The 19,657-nt window shown below is 38.8% G+C and carries 17 protein-coding genes; 13 read left to right on the top strand and 4 right to left on the bottom strand.

What is annotated here, in order from left to right:
• Nucleotides 1–10 precede the first annotated feature (10 nt).
• Nucleotides 11–1,090: a phosphotransacetylase family protein gene (locus tag RE474_RS03845; RefSeq protein ID WP_309311660.1), complete on the top strand. Its 1,080-nt coding sequence runs from the start codon at nucleotides 11–13 to the stop codon at nucleotides 1,088–1,090.
• Between the two features lie 76 nt (nucleotides 1,091–1,166).
• On the opposite strand, the gene acs is transcribed toward RE474_RS03845, so the two are convergent.
• Both acs and RE474_RS03835 read right to left on the bottom strand, forming a co-directional pair.
• Nucleotides 1,167–3,110, bottom strand: a complete 1,944-nt coding sequence (gene acs / locus RE474_RS03840; RefSeq protein ID WP_309311659.1) for an acetate--CoA ligase — start codon at nucleotides 3,108–3,110, stop codon at nucleotides 1,167–1,169.
• 165 nt (nucleotides 3,111–3,275) lie between these two features.
• Nucleotides 3,276–3,839, bottom strand: a complete 564-nt coding sequence (locus tag RE474_RS03835) for a flavodoxin family protein (RefSeq protein ID WP_309311658.1) — start codon at nucleotides 3,837–3,839, stop codon at nucleotides 3,276–3,278.
• Between the two features lie 214 nt (nucleotides 3,840–4,053).
• Between RE474_RS03835 and RE474_RS03830 the strand changes: the two genes are divergently transcribed.
• The gene (locus tag RE474_RS03830) at nucleotides 4,054–5,289 is read left to right on the top strand and encodes a phosphoglycerate kinase (protein WP_309312201.1); all 1,236 of its coding nucleotides are present in this window, start codon (nucleotides 4,054–4,056) and stop codon (nucleotides 5,287–5,289) included.
• A gap of 51 nt (nucleotides 5,290–5,340) precedes the next feature.
• The gene (locus RE474_RS03825; RefSeq protein ID WP_438861581.1) at nucleotides 5,341–5,976 is read left to right on the top strand and encodes a TIGR00296 family protein; all 636 of its coding nucleotides are present in this window, start codon (nucleotides 5,341–5,343) and stop codon (nucleotides 5,974–5,976) included.
• Nucleotides 5,977–6,028: 52 nt separating this feature from the next.
• On the opposite strand, the gene RE474_RS03820 is transcribed toward RE474_RS03825, so the two are convergent.
• Complete coding sequence (locus RE474_RS03820; RefSeq protein ID WP_309311657.1) at nucleotides 6,029–6,457, bottom strand: nucleoside 2-deoxyribosyltransferase; 429 nt, start codon at nucleotides 6,455–6,457, stop codon at nucleotides 6,029–6,031.
• A 172-nt stretch (nucleotides 6,458–6,629) separates the two neighbouring features.
• Here RE474_RS03820 and RE474_RS03815 point away from each other — a divergent pair, with 172 nt between their 5' ends.
• Nucleotides 6,630–7,811: a PQQ-dependent sugar dehydrogenase gene (locus RE474_RS03815; RefSeq protein ID WP_309311656.1), complete on the top strand. Its 1,182-nt coding sequence runs from the start codon at nucleotides 6,630–6,632 to the stop codon at nucleotides 7,809–7,811.
• A 148-nt stretch (nucleotides 7,812–7,959) separates the two neighbouring features.
• Here the strand turns inward: RE474_RS03815 and RE474_RS03810 are convergent, their stop codons facing one another.
• A complete protein-coding gene (locus tag RE474_RS03810) occupies nucleotides 7,960–10,260 on the bottom strand; it encodes a TIR domain-containing protein (RefSeq protein WP_309311655.1) in 2,301 nt (766 codons plus the stop codon).
• Between the two features lie 139 nt (nucleotides 10,261–10,399).
• Here RE474_RS03810 and RE474_RS03805 point away from each other — a divergent pair, with 139 nt between their 5' ends.
• The 9 genes from RE474_RS03805 to RE474_RS03765 all read left to right on the top strand — a co-directional run bounded on the left by RE474_RS03805 (nucleotide 10,400) and on the right by RE474_RS03765 (nucleotide 19,515).
• Nucleotides 10,400–10,942, top strand: a complete 543-nt coding sequence (locus RE474_RS03805; RefSeq protein ID WP_309311654.1) for a TIR domain-containing protein — start codon at nucleotides 10,400–10,402, stop codon at nucleotides 10,940–10,942.
• 65 nt (nucleotides 10,943–11,007) lie between these two features.
• Nucleotides 11,008–11,580, top strand: a complete 573-nt coding sequence (locus RE474_RS03800; RefSeq protein ID WP_309311653.1) for a hypothetical protein — start codon at nucleotides 11,008–11,010, stop codon at nucleotides 11,578–11,580.
• Between the two features lie 34 nt (nucleotides 11,581–11,614).
• Entirely contained in the window at nucleotides 11,615–11,947 is a 333-nt protein-coding gene (locus tag RE474_RS03795) for a hypothetical protein (RefSeq protein ID WP_309311652.1), read from the top strand.
• 271 nt (nucleotides 11,948–12,218) lie between these two features.
• Complete coding sequence (locus tag RE474_RS03790; protein WP_309311651.1) at nucleotides 12,219–15,980, top strand: PAS domain S-box protein; 3,762 nt, start codon at nucleotides 12,219–12,221, stop codon at nucleotides 15,978–15,980.
• Between the two features lie 132 nt (nucleotides 15,981–16,112).
• Nucleotides 16,113–17,165, top strand: coding sequence for a GTP-binding protein (locus RE474_RS03785; protein ID WP_309311650.1), 1,053 nt, complete (start codon nucleotides 16,113–16,115; stop codon nucleotides 17,163–17,165).
• A gap of 135 nt (nucleotides 17,166–17,300) precedes the next feature.
• Complete coding sequence (locus RE474_RS03780) at nucleotides 17,301–17,699, top strand: cupin domain-containing protein (protein ID WP_309311648.1); 399 nt, start codon at nucleotides 17,301–17,303, stop codon at nucleotides 17,697–17,699.
• Nucleotides 17,700–17,761: 62 nt separating this feature from the next.
• Nucleotides 17,762–18,310, top strand: coding sequence for a ferredoxin domain-containing protein (locus tag RE474_RS03775; protein WP_309311647.1), 549 nt, complete (start codon nucleotides 17,762–17,764; stop codon nucleotides 18,308–18,310).
• Nucleotides 18,311–18,533: 223 nt separating this feature from the next.
• Nucleotides 18,534–18,980 (top strand): arsenate reductase ArsC, encoded by a 447-nt coding sequence (locus tag RE474_RS03770; RefSeq protein WP_309311646.1) that lies wholly within the window; start codon nucleotides 18,534–18,536, stop codon nucleotides 18,978–18,980.
• A 58-nt stretch (nucleotides 18,981–19,038) separates the two neighbouring features.
• The gene (locus RE474_RS03765) at nucleotides 19,039–19,515 is read left to right on the top strand and encodes an arsenate reductase ArsC (protein WP_309311645.1); all 477 of its coding nucleotides are present in this window, start codon (nucleotides 19,039–19,041) and stop codon (nucleotides 19,513–19,515) included.
• Nucleotides 19,516–19,657 lie beyond the last annotated feature (142 nt).

The following is a 19,657-nucleotide window of genomic DNA, read 5'->3' as shown; positions in this document are numbered from 1 at the left end:
GATGGTAATTATGGCTTCAATATTGGTTAGTTCATCAGAAGAGTACTCGGGTAAGAGCTCTATATGTATGGGTCTGGGGAAAATATTCCAGGAAAGTGGTCTGAAGATCGGTTACATGAAACCGGTTGGAAATCTCCTGATCGATGTGGACGGTTCACTTACGGATGAAGATTCCGAAGGTATCAAGAGACTTCTGGGAATTGAGGACCCTGCAAAATATGTTACTCCTATCCATCTTACAGACAGTCTCATAGACGATGCACTCAAAGGTGTTGAGAAAGACCTTGACAAAAGGCTTTCAGATGCATATTCTGTTATCTCAAAGGATAAAGATGTCGTATTCGTGGAAGGTACAGGTTGTATCGGTGGCGGTTCAATGTACGGTCTTTCCGACCCGGAAGTAGCATCTAAACTTGGAATCCCAATGTTGCTTGTCACACGCTTTGATTCTATCTCTGCAGTTGACAGGATACTTTCTGACCTGCGTATTGTTGGAGATAAAGCAACTCTTACAGGTGTAGTACTCAATGAGGTTCCGGAAAACATGGAAGACAGGGTTACTGAGATAGTTGTTCCTTTCCTTGAGCGTAAGGGCATAAAGGTGTTTGGAGTTATCTATGAAGACCACACCTTGCGCTCGGCATTCATTTCAGAGATTGTGGAGGATCTGCATGCCGAGGTTCTTGTAGCTCCTGATAAACTGGACCAGCTTGTTGAGAACTATCTTGTAGGAGCAATGGAAGTAGGCTCTGCGATCAAATACTTCAGACGCCAGCCAAACAGTGTTGTTATCACCGGCGGTGACAGGGCAGATATACAGATGGCTGCAATCGATTCAAGAGTTAAATGTTTGATTCTTACTGGAAATATGCGTCCAAGCGGTGCTGTTCTTGCAAGTGCAGAGGAAGCCGGAATTCCTGTAATTCTTGTACGTGGTGATACCATGAACACCATTGAGAGAATGGAAAACCTGATTGGTCATGCTCATATTAAACAACAGGTAAAGCTTGACAGGGTAGTTGACCTTCTGAAAAATCATCTTGATATTCATGCTATTGCAGCAAGCACAGGCATTGAATTAAATGAATAAAGGAGATTTGTTCTCCTTTTATCATTACTATTTATTCTGAATATTAATTTTGAATTCTAATAGTTAATTTTGCAATTTAATCTTCAAGCAACTTTGTTTTTTCTTTCAGTGCCTGAACAACATCAGGATCCTGCAGTGTTGTAAGGTCCCCTGGGTCTTTTTCGTTTGCAATTGCTTTAAGCACTCTTCTCATGATCTTACCACTTCTTGTTTTTGGCAGGTCCTCAGCAAAGATTATTTGTTTTGGACGTGCAAAGGGACCAATATTCCTTTCAACATAATTCCTGAGCTCTTTCTTTATATCTTCGCTTTCCTCAACCCCTGTTCTGAGAGTTATGTAACAGTAGATAACCTCACCCCTGACCTCATCTTCCTTTCCCACAACACCTGCTTCAGCTACAGAAGGATGTGACACCATGATGCTTTCAAACTCTGCACTTCCGATACGATGACCTGAAACTTTGATAACATCATCTACACGGCCAATTATCCAGAAGTAACCATCTTTGTCTTTCTTTGCTCCGTCACCTGCAAAATAGGTCTTATTGTCCCATTTGCTCCAGTAAGTTTCAATGAACCGCTCTTCATTCCCAAACACAGTACGTACCATACTTGGCCACGGATTGAGGATTGCAAGATATCCATTCTCTCCTGGTGCGGTTTCATTTCCTTTTTCATCCAGGACAGTTGCTTTTATTCCCGGGAATGGCATTGTGGCACTTCCTGGTTTTGTAGCAGTGATTCCAGGAAGTGGAGATATCATTATCATTCCGGTCTCGGTCTGCCACCATGTATCGACAACAGGACATTTCCCAAGTCCTATATTTTCATGATACCACAACCATGCACCCGGGTTTATAGGTTCACCCACAGAGCCGATAAGTCTGAGTGATGATATGTCATGCATCTGAGGCCATGATGGTCCCCATTTCATAAATGTCCTGATGGCTGTTGGCGCTGTGTAAAGTATTGTAATCTTGTGTCTTTCAATAATATCCCAGTACCTGTCCTTGTCAGGATAATCCGGCGCTCCTTCGTAAGTTATAAGGGTAGTACCGTTGGCCAGTGGTCCGTAAACAATATATGAGTGTCCTGTTATCCATCCGCAATCTGCAGTACACCAGTAGATATCATCTTCCTTCAGGTCAAAGATGAATTTGCTTGTTGTCTGGGTTGCAACCATGTATCCACCTGTAGTGTGGACAATTCCTTTTGGTTTTCCAGTTGTACCACTGGTGTACATCAAAAAGAGCATATCCTCGGAATCCATAATTTCAGGTTCACATGAAGTATCTGCTCCTTCCATAACATCATGCCACCAGAGATCTCTTCCCTCTTTCATCTGAACGTCGTTGTCCTGATGCTTGACAACAACGACTTTGTCAACAATTTCACTGGAGCGAATTCCATCGTCTACCTTGTTCTTTTGTTCGACCACATTTCCACGTCGTGAGTATCCGTCACATGTCACAAGGATTCTACTATTAGCGTTTTCAATCCTTGTTGCAAGGGATTCTCCGGAAAAAGCTGCAAAAACAACACTATGCGGTGCTCCAATACGTGCACATGCAAGCATGGAAATTATGACCTGAGGTATCATTGGGAGATATATTGTAACAATATCTCCTTTTTTGACTCCAAGGTCTTTGAGCACGTTTGCAAACTTACATACCTCTTCAAGCAGTTCACTGTAGGTATATTTGAGAATCTCACCGCTTTCGGATTCCCAGATAAGTGCATGCTTATCTGCACGCTCTTTGAGATTCACATCAAGACAGTTGTAACATGCATTGAGTTTCCCTCCAACAAACCATTTTGAGTGTGGAGGTTCCCATTCCAGAACTTTATCCCATTTGTTATACCACTCAATGTTCTCTGCGTTCTTTTCCCAGAACTTTTCCGGGTCTTCGTCAGCTATTCTGTAAATATCAGGATCATTGACATTTGCATTTGAGGCAAAGTCTTCTGGTGCTTCAAACAAAGCTCCGCTTTCTTGAGATTGGTCTGATTTTTCTCCCATGGTTACACCCACATGGACAAATAAATCCCTGTATTTGTCTCTAAGATAAGATTGTCTCAATTTGTTTATATGGTTTGTTGTGGGCTGTTGTAAAAACATCCAAAAAGAGTTGGACTGAAAAATAGTAAATGAATATAGATTGAATAAATATGTGAAGAAAATATTTCATTTCTTCATCATTTCAAGGACATCACAGACTTTGTTAATGGTGTCAACTGCTGTTTTCATGCCTTCTTCATCTTCTGCAGCAGGTTTCTGGAGAATTCCACCGAAGTGTCCGCCATCACCGACAATTATCATTCCGTGGATGTGCATCCACTCGTGGATAGTCTGTATTGTCTTCTCCTGACCGCCGTTTCTTGAACCACCGATTGCCATTGCTGCACCAAGTTTGTTGCTGAGCTTGAATCCCTGTCTTCTGTGCACCACACTTCTGTCACAGAGTGCTTTAAGCTGTGCAGTCATGGTTCCGAAGTAGACCGGGGAAGAAACTACAATTGCGTCTGCTTCCACAAGTTTGTCATAGACTGGCTGCATGTCATCGTCAATTACACACTTTTCCCCCTTTGCGCAAACTCCGCATGCAGTACATGGGGCTACTTTTGATTCTGAGAGAAATACAGCGTCAGTTTCAAAACCTCTTTCTGCTGCAATCTTTAGAATTTCTTTGATTAATGTGTCATTATTCTGGCCAACTTTTGGGCTTCCTGATATTCCGAGTATCTTCATATGATCACCATTTTGCAATGAAATACAAATAACGATACAAGTAATATTAGTTTTTGGCTGCCTTTTCCTTTTTCCCTTAATGGAAAAGATATAATAAGATTAGTTCATTATGACCAAAAATTAGACAATATATGTCATTTATATACTTACGTGGACTTATTTACTCTATATATATTGATCATTAGTCATTCAGGTTATAAGAAGCGGTGATGGAATTTTGACTAGCAGGGACTATCTTACTATTGATGATTTTGATGTGGACGGCAAGACCATACTTGTGAGAGTGGATCTGAATACTCCTATGGACATGGATGGTAATATTCTCGATGACATGAGAATAAAGAGCCACATTCCTACTATAAAAGATCTTGAGGATGCAAAGGTTGTACTTATAGCTCACCAGAGCCGTGCAGGTAAAAGTGATTTCACGACCATGAAACCGCATTCTCAGCGCATGTCTCAGTATCTTGGCAAGGAAGTCAAGTATGTGGACGATATTTTTGGAACATATGCACGTTCTTCCATTGCTTCTATGAAAAAAGGCGATGTGATCTTACTTGAAAATGTCAGATTCTATTCTGAAGAAAGTATAAATCGGCCTGCAAGTGAACACTCAACCACACATATGGTAAGAAAGCTCTCTCCTTTGATCGATATATTCCTTAATGATGCATTTGCTGTTTCTCACAGGAGTCATCTTTCTATCACCGGCTTTACTGAAACTCTTCCAACAGGTGCCGGACGTGTCATGGAGAAAGAGATATCTTCCCTTGACAGAGGTGTGAAAGGTGGCGAAAGACCATGCGTTTTCGTACTTGGTGGCGCAAAGGTTGATGATTCACTGACCGTTGCTGACAACGTGCTCAGTAATGGCGGTGCTGACAGGGTACTTGTTACCGGTGTTGTTGCAAATGTGATGCTTGCAGCATCTGGTGTAGATATAGGTTCTACTAATCTGAAATTCATAGAATCACAGGGTTATACTGACCAGATAGAAAGAGGAAAAGGTATTCTTGCAAAATTCAATGGCAAGATCGGACTTCCGATTGATGTTGCTTTTAATGATGGTGGAAAAAGGGTGGAAGTTCATGTGAGTGAATTGCCCGATGGAAACCTTCCAATAAACGATATTGGCCTTGAGACAATTGTTTCTTTTTCTGATGAATTAAAGAATGCAAAGACCGTAGTTCTAAATGGTCCGGCAGGTCTCTCAGAAGTTGAGCCATTTGCACTCGGTACACATGAGATCATTAAAGCTGCTGTGCAGTCTGAATATTCTATTGCAGGTGGCGGTCATATTTCAGCAGAAGTGAGAAACCTTGGTTATGACGAGAAGTTCTCTCATCTTAGTACTGGCGGTGGTGCATGTATAGATTATCTTGCAGGAGTAGAGTTGCCGGGAATTGAAGCTCTTAAGGTTGCAGCCACTCGATACAGACTTAACAGATAAGAACTAAATTAATTTGCTGATGATAATACCAGCAAAAAAGGAGTCTTATTTATGAGTGAAGGGTTAAAATTGCTTTCAGATACCGAAGGTCAGGCGGCTGTTCAGCTTGCCAGGGATGCCATTGAATTGTATTTAAGAACAGGCGAGATGATGGATGGTTCGGAGATCCAGCTCCCTGCTATATTTAATGAAGTAAGGGGAGTTTTTGTAACCTTAACCAAAAATCATGACCTGCGTGGTTGTATTGGTCATCCGTATGCTGATTCCTCATTAAGGCACGCGATCACAGATTCAGCTCTGTCAGCAGCTCTCCGTGACCCAAGATTCCCACCGGTGAGAAAAGAGGAGATGGATGACATCACAGTGGAAGTGACCATACTCACAAAACCCGAACTCGTTGATGTTCCACCAAAGGACCTGCCATCATCGATTAAGATCGGCAGGCATGGACTTATTGTGAAAAGTGGCTACAGGCAGGGTCTGCTATTACCACAGGTAGCTCCTGAAAATGATTTTGATGAGATTGAGTTCCTTAATCACACATGCATAAAAGCAGGTCTTCCTCATGATGCATGGGTAACAGGTGCCAAAGTTTACTCTTTTGAGGGTCAGATCTTTACAGAAACTGAACCTCGCGGCGAAGTCACAGAAAAAGATTTTAAAGAAGGGTCATGTTCAGGTAAGTGATTGCGCTTACCTGCCATGAAATTTGGTTGCGAAGTAATATTTTATTCTTATTCTAAAGGTAGTTCTTAAGCACTTTGAGTATGGAATCTACGTCCCGTTCAAGTGCTTCAACTGCCATTTCCATCATCAGGTTGACAATGCCTTCGTCTCCGAATGTCCTGAAGTCGGTCTTCAGTCCAAGTACCGGAATTCCTTTTGCATAGGCATAACCCATTTCCCATGCTGTTCCTGAATCCACATCACTGCCACCATCCAGCACTGCCAGTATAATGTCTGAGTTATCAATTCCCCGGACGTCGTTGTCAAAGATGTTTTTCTGCCTGTCCTCCATACGGCTTGATTCGGTATCATTACCATCCTCCTGTGGCAGGAAAACAGAGAACCCCATCTCAACCAGTTTGTCCCTGAGCAGTACGTTAAAGTCCCTCTCCGCCTGTGAAAAAAGTGGCCCTGCTAAGTATATCTGTTTTTTTCCATCCATTAATTATTCCATCCATTTAATTTAAGAGAAATGTATAATTGACCACCTGCTTAATAATAGTGTTGTAAGCGGGGTGAAACTAATATGCTGTTATTAGATTGCAGTGGGAAATTTGAATGACTGGAAAAACCTTTTATCTCCTGCACTCCAAACCTAAATAGGGGGTTTACAGGTGCAAATCAAGTCTGAGAAGAAGATATGGTGGATATCTTTTGTTTTTCTGGCAATTATCATAATCCTTGTCCTGTCTGCCAATTATCTGGGTGTTCGTCCAACAGTTACAGGTTCGGGAGTTGAAGGAATCACTTTGCCTGAAGGTTTTGTTATCGATGTCTATGCGGATGATCTTGGAAGCACTTTGCTTTCTTTCGGTGGTCCGTCACCCGGCCCTCGTATGATGATGATAAAAGATGGTCTGCTTTTTGTCTCAATCCCGAACAAAGGAATAATTGCCATTTTGCCAGACAGGAATAACGACAACATTGCTGACGAATTACAGATCTTTATCCGGGATCTTGATTATCCACATGGTATTGACTACTATGATGGCTGGTTTTACATAGCAGAGGAGAGCAGGGTCATTCGTGTAAGGGATGATGATGGAGACCTTGTAGCTGATAATGGTAGTATTGAGGTGTTAATCGATAATCTCCCAACAGGAGGTCATTATACCAGAACCGTAAAGGTTCATGATGATGAACTTTACCTGAGTATGGGCTCTTCCTGTAATGTCTGTGACGAGTCCGATAAAATGAGAGCAGCCATATCAAAGAGCAACCTTGACGGGAGCAACCTTACAGTATTTGCAAGCGGACTTCGCAATTCTGTAGGTCTGGCTTTCCATCCGGTTACTGGACAGTTGTATGTAACTGAGAACGGAAGGGACTGGCTTGGAGACAACACACCGCCAGATGAGATCAACCTGATAGTTGAAGGCGGAAACTATGGATGGCCTGATTGCTATGGAAAAAATATATTTGACACCGATTTCAACAATAGTGAATACATCGGAAACCCCTGTAATGATAGTGGAAGGATACCAAGTTTGATTGACCTTCAGGCTCATTCCGCACCTCTTGGCCTGGCATTCTACGATGGTGATATGTTCCCTGAAGAATATCAGGGTGACCTGTTTGTGTGCTTCCACGGCTCATGGAATCGCCAGGAACCCACTGGATATAAGATCGTCAATATTGATATGGACACTCTTCAGGTCAATGATTTTGCAACCGGCTGGCTCAAGGCTGCAACAATAAGCGGCAGGCCGGTTGATGTGATCGTTGCAGATGACGGCTCGCTTTTTGTCAGTGATGATAATGCAGGGAAGATATACAGGATATACTATGCAGGGTAACTCAAAAGTTATAGTGATAGATGTACTTTAAAAATAAGGGAAGTGCAGTTTCAAGCAAGGAAAATATACAGTATTAATGTAAAACTTTTAGAAAAATCCTTTATGATGAGCTTTTAGTTATTTAGTGTACAAATTAAACATTGGATAATCATTCCATTTCATCATTCAATATTTTATCTTTTACTTTCTTTGCAATCTCTTCATAACTACAATATTCAGTCTTTATTGAATGTAGACCAGAGATTATAAGAGAAAAGTTATCCACATCTTCTTTATTGACATTATGCCAAACAGGTAATATCATTGATTTTTTCTTTGCGAGCAAAGCGTTTAGTTCTCTTAGAGGCCAATCTTTTCGCATGTAATTTGGGCTTAAAATTATTAACCCATATTTTGATTCAGAGAGTCCTTTAGATATAGATTGGAGTGTATCATCCCCTATTTTTATTTCTGCCTCATCCCACCATATTGTCAAATTTTCTTCATGCAAAGTTTCTATCAATGGTCTTACAAATAGTTCTTTATCTTCGCTAGCATATGATACAAAAAGATCCTTTAGCTTATTTTTGGATTTTAAATTAGCTGCCACACTAGAACACTGTGTTTTTTTCCAATGCTCACTCATTTCTTTTATGGGTTCATGCATTTTATCATATAGATTTTGAAGTTCTTCTTTTGATGGACAGTCTTTGTTTTTAAAACAAACTCCGATATGTATTTGCCTAATCTTCGAGACAAATTTCCAACTCTTTACATAGAATTCTTTCTTATGTATTATAAAATAATAGATGTTATCCCAATCTGATTTCCTGTCCTTTATTCCATTATAGCAAAAATCTTCTTTTAGACAACCTGCACGATAATATGCATATGCTTTGCAGAAGTAGAATAGGGATTGCCAAATTGTTGAGAGAATATTTTCAAGTTCAATTTCATCCCAATCTTCTGTTACTAAACTTTCATATTCTTCTATTGATTTGTTCAAGAATACTTGTATTTCTTTTTTTGTTTCAACATCTTGATGGCTAGTAATTTTTGATTTTGTGATATTTGGTACGTTTTTGTCTTGAATCCATTTTATTAACTCTACAATCTCGAATTCATAAATATCTTCCAAAGGAATTAATTCAACTTCATCAATTTTTGAGTCCACAAACCAGTTATAAAACGATAATACTTCTACATTTTCATCTTCTATTTTCACAAACAATGATTCAATTGATGGATGAATCTTTTGTCGATTTTCATCCCTATCTGAATAGATAATTTTCTTTTTATAGAATTCTGTCTCAAATTTACTTTCATTTTTATATAGTTTTTTTTCTTCCCTTAATTTTATTAGGTATTTAATAGCATTTTTGAATTCATTTGGGTTATGATTCACAAAATCATAAATTTTGACTACATATTCTGCTCCCTTCTTTGCAGAAGGATCATTTAATATTTTGTTGTATATATGATTAAAATCTTTTGTGGAAAAATCTCTTGATAGATATGCCTCTTTTGTGATACGTTTTAAATTTTTTCTTTGAGCTTTTTGTAACGTATCTTTGACTTCCGCAATAATTGAGCGTGTTATCCCATTTTGCTTTTGAACAATTTCGTGTACAGCCTCAAAATTAAAAGGGTTTTCAAAATCATGATATGCAACTGATTTAAACCTATGATCAATTAGATGATAAGCTTCAATTGGTTTTAAACAGTTCAAAGTTATAGTATCCATCAAATAACTTATCTCAGCATCATTATTATTTTGTTTAAGTTCATCTATTAATTTTTGTTTGCAAGATATGTAAATCATTCCGCTTTTATGACTAAACATTTCAAAAAGAGATTGTGCGGTTGCATCTATTAAAAATTCTTCTGCATACTCTATCTTTTTATCAATATTGTCTATTAATAAGAGCGGTTTTAACTTTTCAGTTTCAAGTATTGTCAAAATCCACTCAGTAATACTTTTAAGATGAACAAAATGAATTTTTTTAAAGGGGTCAGATGGGCAATTATCTGTTCCTATAAGAAAGCCACCTTCTTCGATTATTTTGTCGAATGTTGGTTCATATTGCTTCCATATTTTTTTGTTATGTATATAAAAATCACGTAAAACCTCTTGTATAAATGTGTTTAATATGCTTGATCCTATAATTGTAGATATATTTGAATCTCTATCAACCTTCTCAGAAGTAATGTCTATATAAATTGGTTTTACATTATGAGACTTGTATGCTTCATTTTTGATATAATGCATTACAGTCGTTTTACCAATACCACGTTCACCTACTATTAATCTAATAAAAGGTAGAGACTTTTCAAAGTTACTAATCTCAGTATCTATTTCTTGTCTGATATCTGTCGTTTTATAAAATAATTCACGCTCATTATTTGATGATAAGGGACTTGTTGAAAAAGGATCGGAATGTAAATTGAAATACTGCCACCAACTTTCCATACTTTCTTTTTGAAACTTTTCATATATCTACTTAACGAAATAAATCTATAATCTCATTATTTAGGTAGATAAGTGTGAATTTTAAAAATCATCAAAAAATTTATTTATCAGTAAATGTAGGTATATATCAGTGATAAAAATGGGTGATAAACATAAAGTATTTGTTAGCTATCATCACAAAAATGATCAATACTATAGGGATGAATTTGAGAATATTTTAAGTAGTTCTGATATTGCTGTGCTCAGATCTGTGCAAATTGGTGATATTGATGATCAAAATTTGAGTGATGAAAGAATAAGGCAAATAATTCGTGATCAATACCTTAGGGATCCAACTGTTACAATAGTGTTGATAGGTACTGAAACATGGAAAAGAAAACATGTAGACTGGGAAATTGGTTCAAGCATAAGAAATACAGAGAAAAATCCACGTGCTGGGCTGTTAGGAATACTATTGCCAAGTCATCCTGATCACAATACAGGAAAATTCACTTCAGGTTTAATACCTCCTCGACTTTATGATAACTTCCAGTGTGATTATGCTAAGATATACAATTGGACATCAGATCCAGCTTCAATAAAAAATATGATTCATGCGGCATTTGAAACACGTAACCAAAATAATCCTGATAATTCTCGCACATCTTTTAGACGTAATCACAGTGGGGAAAGCTGGTGTTGAACAATAATCAAACGTTGATTAATCTTTATCATACAGATTATTCTGTGGGACTGGAGATTCACTTATTGGTAGTAATTTTATTGTTTGTTGTTGCTGTTATTGTGGTTATTTACGTAATTTACCAGAAACGTTTTAGTGTAGATTCTATTGATTTGAATTTCGATGCAAAATTGTTAAAATGTAGTTATCATTTAGAAAGAAATTATGAAAATCTGGAAATAGCTCATCGAATTTATACTGAATTGATTACAAGAAAAGCAGCTATACCGATTGAACCTGAAAATGATGTAATCAAAGAAATATATGATTCGTGGTATGCCTTGTTCAAATCTACAAGAGAAGAGATTAAAAAATTATCTGGTAAATCTCTTAGAACTGAACATTGTGGTAATTTAGTTTCAATGTCAGTAGACATTTTGAATAAAGGTTTGAGACCTCACCTTACAACTCATCAGGCAAAATTCAGAAAATGGTATTCTGAAGAACTAGAAAAAGCTGAAAATAAGGGAAAGTCTCCACAGGAAATCCAGAAAAAATATCCTGAATATAATGAGTTGATAGAATCGATGAAAAAGGTAAATGAACTTTTAATCGAATATGCTGAAAACCTTAAATCATTTCTTGATACTTCTAAATGAGGGTTCTAGGTAGCTAAGATAAGGGTGCTTTTATATGGAAATTATACTTACTTCTTTTTTACCAAATCAGGCGCTAGATATACTTCCATCTATTTCACTTATTTTTGTAGGTGTTATTGTTGAAACGCATTATGTCAGTAGAATTGCAATCTTTGCAAATGCTGTTGCATTAACATCTTTTTATTATACGTTTACAGCTTTACCACTTTGGTTGGTATTATATGTAAATGCTCTAACTGTAGCTGGCATTCTAAGTATATTATCCTATATGTCAAAAAAATCGTTGCCAACTGAATTTTATCAAATATCGGGTTTATTTTCTTCTGTTATATCTGGTTTAGTTCTTCTTTATGGGTTGAGTCTTTGAGAAGATAAGTTCATATGGAAATTTAAGAGTGAATTTCAACAGAATTAAAAGAAGTATATTGGTTTTAATTGCTTTTTTGTTAATTTAAGTTTTCATTTAGAATATACTCTTCCAACTGAAAAAAGCAACTACTTAAATATAAGAATTGGATAAATTAATAGTGAAGTAATTTATGTTGTTCTGATAGCAGCATAGTATTTGATAGTCAAATTAGTGGGGTTACATCATTACTATACAGAGTATCCGGTCAGACATTAATTTTACAGAAGATATGATACAGGGTAATTCATTTTCCCTGCTTTATGATACCACAGAGCAACTTGTGGATATAGTTGCTTCCTTTTTCGATGCCGGACTAAAGAATAATGAGTGCTGTTTCTGGGGTGTGGCAGGTCAGCTTGACACCGACAATGTGACAAACCTTCTCAGGGATTCAGGACTTGATGTTGACAGGTATGTTGAAAGCGGACAGTTGATATTTTCGCAGTGTAATGAATGCTACATCGCCGGGGAAGGTGCTGTTTCTGACATGGACCTTCTGAAATGGGAAGAGATCTACAATATTGCAATGGCTGAAGGTTACAATGGCCTGCGGATCGTTGACAAATTCACAATCGTAGATGGTGATTCCTGGGATAGCTTTGTGGAATATGAAAAAGAGGCTATGAATTTTATCAGGACAAAAAGGATCACAGGTCTTTTTGCATTTCTCCTTGAAGCACGTTCAAGAATGGAAATGATCGAACTTATCAGCATGCATGACGGAACAATTATTGAAAAGAACGGTATATGGACGCTGCTTCAGAGTTCTACTTCATGCAAGACCGTTAGCAGGAGTCAGTATTTCCGGGATGAGATCCTCGAAAATGTCTGGACAGGTTTCTGGGCTGTTGATGCAAATGACAAAATAGTCTTTTTCAACAAGGGTATGGAGTCTATATCCGGTCTGTCAAAAAGAGATGTATGCGGGAAGAAACTGACAAATTTTATACCACAAAGCGGTGAAGGTGAAGATCCTGGATTCGCAGATGTTTTCGAGGCTGTAAAGGAAGACCTGCAATCAAGAAATTATGATGTTTTTCCATTTATTAAACCGGATGGTCAGTTCATTTATCATAGTGGTTTTCTGCTTCCTCTTACTGATGATGAGGGAAATTACAGGGGTATGATAGGCACTATCGGCAAGCTTGTGGAGCAGACCATCGACCACGAAACACTGCGTGACAAGTTCAAATCCATGGAAAAGCTGGGAGATATCTACAGAAAAAGTCCTGTTGTGGCATTTCTGTGGAGCGCTGAAAATGGCTGGCCTGTTGCTTTTGTTTCTGAGAACATTTCCCAGTTTGGTTATACTCCTGTGGATCTGACTTCCGGTAAGATGAATTATGGGGACATAATCCATCCTGATGACCTGGATCGCGTGCGCGGTGATGTTTCAGAGCTTGAAATTCAGGGCAAGATGTTCTTCTCAAAGGAATACCGTCTTATGACAAAATCCGGCAAGATTCGCTGGGTTACTGAAAGGTCACACCTTGTAAGAGATAAAAAAGGGGATCCTGCCTACTATCAGGGTATAATCATAGATATAACGGAAAGGAAAAAGGCAGAAGATGCAGCTCTGGCTGCTGAGAAAAAATATCGTATGATCTTTGAGAATTCTCCGTTCGGTATATTTCATTTCGACAAGAACGGTATCATTACTCACTGCAATGAAAAGCTTCTGGAAATAATGCAACTTGGGAGAAAAGAGGATGTGATAGGTTTCAACATTGTTGCTTCCATTGTAGATGAAAAGATGAAAAAAGCTGTTTCTGATGTTTTCTCCAGGAAGGTGGGTCACTTTGAAGGACCATACCACACAGTTACGGCTGATATCACTATTAACATCAAGGCAGATTACAGTCCGAATATAGCGGAAGATGGAACATTTCTTGGAGGCATTGGTGTCTTTGAAGACATATCCGAGCGCATGAAGGCTGAAGAAAAACTGCAAAAGAGTGAAGCTCTTCTTGCTGAGGTCAGCAGAATAGCCAAAATAGGAGGCTGGGAATTTGATCCGGCAACCGGGAAAGGCACATGGACAGCTGAAATTGCACATATCCATGAATTACATCCTTCAACTCCTACTGATGTCGAGATGGGTTTAAGTTTCTATTCTCCGGAATCAAAGAAAATTATCGAAAAAGCTGTAGCTGACGCTGTGCAAAAAGGCAAACCTTACGACCTTGAGCTGGAAATGATTACAGCTAAAGGTACACACAAATGGGTAAGAACGATTGGCCACCCAATAATAAAGGATGACAAGGTTGTGAATGTCACCGGTGCATTACAGGATATAACCGAACGCAAAATGGCTGAAGAAGCTGTACATGAAGCCGAGAAGAAATATCGTCTTATTTTCGAGAACTCTCCGGTAGGAATTTTCCACTTCAATGCAGAGGGTATTGTTACTCATTGTAACGAGAAGTTCCTCCAGATTATAGATGTGGAAAATAAAGACAGAGTCATTGGTTTTAACATGGTGACCCAAATTCAGGACGAGGATATGAAAAAAGCCATTTCGGATGTTCTTTCAAGAAAAACCGGTCATTTTGAAGGAAAATACCATTCTGTCATTAGCGGCAAAAATCTGTATCTAAAAGCCGATTACAGCCCCAATCTTGCGGACGACGGCACTTTTCTTGGAGGTATTGGTATATATGGTGACATTTCCATTCGTAAAAAGGCCGAAGAGGCATTACGTCTTGATGAATCACGTCTGGAAGCATTACTGAAGATCAGCCATGTTACAGATCTTTCTCTAAGTAATGTTGCAGACTTTGTGCAGGAAGAAGCAGTTCGGTTGACACAGAGTAATATAGGTTACCTGGCATTTCTTAATGATACCAATACCAAGCTCACAATTTATTCATGGTCAAAGAGCATTATGGAAAGATGCAAGGTGAAGGGAAAGAAGCTGGAGTATTCTATTGAAGAAACCGGCCTATGGGGAGAACCAATCAGGCAAAAGAAAGCTGTAATTGTAAACGATTTCGAAGCTCCGAATCCGTTAAAACATGGTTATCCGGAAGGCCATATCAGGCTCAGGCGTTATATGAGCATCCCAATATTTGATGGGAAAAAGATCGTAGGTGTTGCTGGTGTTGGAAATAAGGACGAAGATTACGATAAAACTGATGTAAGACAGTTGACATTATTCATGGAAGGAATGTGGAAACTTATCCAGCGCCAGAAATCAGAAGATACACTGCGTAAGTATGCCGATGAACTTTCCAAGGTCAACGAAGAGCTTTCAAAAACAAATGAAGAACTTTCACAAGCCAACGAGGAATTGAAATCTCTGGATAGGATGAAAGATGATTTCCTCTCGAATGTAAGTCATGAGTTCAAGACCCCGCTAACATCTATTAAAGGATACAGCCAGCTTATTTCAGACGGTACACTTGGTGAAGTTAATGAGCAGCAGCAGAAGGCTGTTGAGACTGTCCTCAGGAATTCGGAGCGTCTTCGAAGGCTTGTGGATTCTTTGCTATATCTGAGTCGTGCCCAGTCCGGTAAACTGAACTACTCTTTTGAAATGCTTGAGATCAGGGATATACTTGAGCAATCAGTTCAGGATCTTGCACTCCAGGCTGCAAGCAAGAACATAGAGCTTGTAACTGACATCCCATCCGATATGCCACCGGTTGTTGTTGACCGTGACAAGATGATGGATGTTTTTGTGAACCTGATAGATAATGCTGTAAAGTTTACTCCTGATGGTGGTAAAGTAACAGTTTCAGCACATGTTTCCGAGGATTCGATGTATCTGGATGTAATGGATACAGGTATTGGAATTTCAGAGGATAAGATACCAATGCTTTTCCATCGTTTCTACCAGGTTGATTCTTCTGTGAAAAGGAGATACGGTGGTACCGGTCTTGGTCTGTATATATGTAAGAAGATAGTTGAAGATCACAAAGGCGATATTTACATCAGCAGTGAAGAGGGCAAGGGAACAACTGTTCATGTCCGTCTACCTCTGGTACAATAAAACTCTCCAAATCCTGTGTTAGAGGTGATTTTTCAAAAAGCTTTTAGTTTAGTAGCCGGATTTATGGGTATATTTGCTTTTGGACCCACACTAACTACAGACAATATTCAGATATTACTTAATGGTGAAAAAATGAAAGTCATAATCATAGGCGGTTTTCTTGGCAGTGGCAAAACTACTACTTTAAGGAATCTTGGAAAACATCTAATTGATAAAGGTCACAAGATAGCCATAATTGTCAATGAAGTTGGTGAAGTCGGAGTGGATGGTGAGACCATTTCAAGCAGCGGTCTTGTTACAAAAGAACTCACAAGCGGTTGCATATGCTGTTCACTAAAGGTCAGCATGGAATTCACTCTCCAGACTATCATAGAGGACTATGAACCTGATGTTGTTATTATCGAGCCTACTGGAATAGCATTCCCATTACAGATAAAGGAACACATTGAACTTATGGACCTTGGCGAAGTTTCCTTTGCTCCGGTTGTTACACTTATTGATGCCAGCAGGTTTGGTGCAGAATGGGATCAGATCCCGAAGTTCATTGAGAACCAGATAAAAGAGTCTGAGATCGTTTGTATCAATAAGATCGATCTTGTTGACAGGGAGGCAATTGCAGCTTCAACTCAGAAGGCATTGGAAATAAATCCTGATGCTATTGTTGTGGAGTTCTCTGCAAAGAATGCGGATAATAAGTTTGAGAGATTCATGGACCTGCTGACAGGTGAAAGTGATCTCCATCAGGAGCGTGAGGACATGAACTCCATGGAAGTTTCAGGTGTTGGAAGCTATGCAGGTGAATACTCCATTATTTCCAATGGCAAAGATGTTGACAGGATCACATCTATGCTTGTCCATATGCTTGTGGATATTAGGGGCAAGGTAAAGGAAATAAATCCTGATTTTGTGGGTCATGTTAAGATCAGTTTCAAGTCATCTTCAGGTCTTGTAAAAGGTAGTCTGACATCCTCCGATGGTGAACCAGTTGTTGAGATACTTGATGAGAAAGGTGATGGGGAAGAACATCTCAAGTTCCTCAGTGCTGTTACTAAGGTCGAGAGAGATGATCTTGTAGAGATTGTGGATAAATGCATCCAGAAGAATCTGGAAAAGGAAGCAGTGGAGTTTGAGAAGACACATTCTCACGTTCATAATGAGCCTAATTTCCTGACTCTTGATCTTTGATTTTTGTATTTTTTGTGTGAACGATAACGTCTGATATATTATTTTGCAGTCGTTTCGTTTTCACATTTATTAATATATTCTCTTCCAAATATTGGAGTATGTGGGTTTATATCCAATAAAGTCATATTAATATCCATGAAAGGATTTTCTATCAATATCGAAGAGGCCACTCTGGAAAACACCAATTTCCGTAAAGTTCTCTACACTTCAAAGCACAGCCAGCTTGTACTTATGAGCCTTAAGCCTATGGAAGAAATAGGAATGGAAGTTCATGAGGAAAATGATCAGTTCTTCCGTTTTGAAAGCGGACAGGGAAAGTGTATAATTGATGGCAATGAGTATGAACTCGGAGACGGAGTTGCAATAGTAGTACCGGCAGGCGCCCAGCACAATGTTATCAACACTTCAGGAACAGAGGATCTGAAATTATATACCATCTATTCCCCGGCACATCATAAGGATGGAATCATACGTTCCACGAAGGAAGAAGCTGAGGCAAATGAAGCAGAATTTGACGGGAAGACTACAGAGTAGGTTCTGAAAGGATTGGATCGCAATCCTCAATGAATATATAGAATCAAAACATTTCTTTTTTTATGAAACAGAATCCTGAACTTGAAGTACTCGAAATGCTTGCAAATACTATTCTTGTAGCTGCAAGAACAGCACCAAAAGGTAAGGGTATTGATGACATTGTGACTTATCTGTTAAATGATGATGAAAGAATGGACCTTGCCGATAAGATGGAGGAGCTCAGTGAGACCAAAGGTCTGAAATTCCTGATTCGGGATGCAAAGAATGTGAGAGATGCAGATTGTCTGGTTATCATTGGTTTGAAGTCTTCAGGGGTAAGCTCACTTAACTGTGGTGCATGTGGATTTGAGACATGTGCTGATATGGTTATGCACAAGAAAGTGAAGGTGGAGTTCACAGGTCCGCACTGTATGATCAAGTATATGGATCTGGGAATTGCAGTGGGTTCAGCGGTTGCCAAGGCGAAAGACCTGTGTATTGATAATAGGGTCCTCTATTCTGCAGGGGCAGCTGCATGTCATTCTGGAATGGTTGATGCGGATGTCGCAATGGGAATTCCGCTGAGTGTTAAAGGCAAGAATATTTTCTTTGACAGGCCATCCACCAGGTGAATGGTCGTTGAGCCGTCTACCAGGTAGGCGGTTTATATTCTAGATGTAATTGCTGGAGTTTTATTTTCTATAAGGAAAATCATATCTTCAAATTTCCTCTTTCTGTAATTATTTTCAATATATCATTGTGTTCTTTTTTGATCAAGGAATAAAGACAAATTATGGTCTTTATATAATCTATATAGGTTAACTATATCTTCCGTGTATATGAAAAATAAAATATATGGTGTCAGGCAACAATAAAATCAAGGTTCTTTTCATATGCATCCGCAACAGTGGTAGAAGCCAGATTGCCGAAGCTTATCTGAAAAAGATTGGTAGGGAAAGGTTTGAAGTTGAGAGTGCAGGCTACAAACCTGAACCCATAAATCCTCTGGTGCTGAAAGTTATGGAAGAGGATGGCTTTGACCTGAGTAGTAGCAAACCTCAGTCGGTATGGGATCTTTTCAGAGAAGGAAGATTTTACCAGTATATCATCACAGTATGTGATAGGGCACATGAAGAAGAATGTCCGCTTTTTCCAAAACCATTTCTTCAACTTCACTGGCCTTATCCTGATCCTGAAACCTTTACTGGTTCTGAAGAAGAGAAACTGGAACAGGCACGTGAACTCAGAGATTTGATTATGAAAAGAATTGAGCAATTTGTAGAAGACATTGATAATTCATAAATCCTGTTTATTTTCATATCAATGAGTTTTATGATTATGGATTTGAAGGATTCCGGGGGTGGAAATCATAGAAAAGCAGGATAAAAAGAAGATTCTTTTTGTGTGCTACCACAATTCTGCAAGATCACAGATGGCCGAAGGGTTAATGAGGTCTATCTATGGTGATGGTTATGACGTATACAGTGCAGGTGTGGAAGCCACTGCTGTAGATCCTCGTGCTATTCAGGTAATGCGGGAAATTAATATTGATATTTCCGGGCAGCGTTCAAAGACATTAAGTGAATATCAGGATATTGTGTTTGATGTCCTTGTAACTGTTTGTGATAAAGCAAAACAGGCATGTCCCGTTTGTAGTACACCGGAACTTGCATCTGTAAATGTTAGAAGTGATGAACCTCGTGCCAAAAAATTGATGCACAGGAGTTTTAAGGATCCTGTTGCAGCCACAGGCTCAAATACCGAACAACTTGAAATTTTCAGGCAGATACGAGATGAGATACGGGAATGGATCACTGTCGCGTTCAGGGCTGAATGATGACTCAAAATTCTGTTAATTTACTGTAGGCATAGGAATTGTGTAATCATTCAGAGTCATATTTTGCCGCTATATTGTTCTTTATATAGTTCCATGCCAGTATTTCAAATAGATTTGAAAAGCATTTTTCTGAAATGAAGTG

Source organism: Methanolobus sediminis, from assembly GCF_031312595.1.
GTDB classification, from domain to species: domain Archaea; phylum Halobacteriota; class Methanosarcinia; order Methanosarcinales; family Methanosarcinaceae; genus Methanolobus; species Methanolobus sediminis.
Note: the sequence above shows the minus strand (reverse complement) of the source record. Positions and strands in the feature narration are given on the sequence as shown.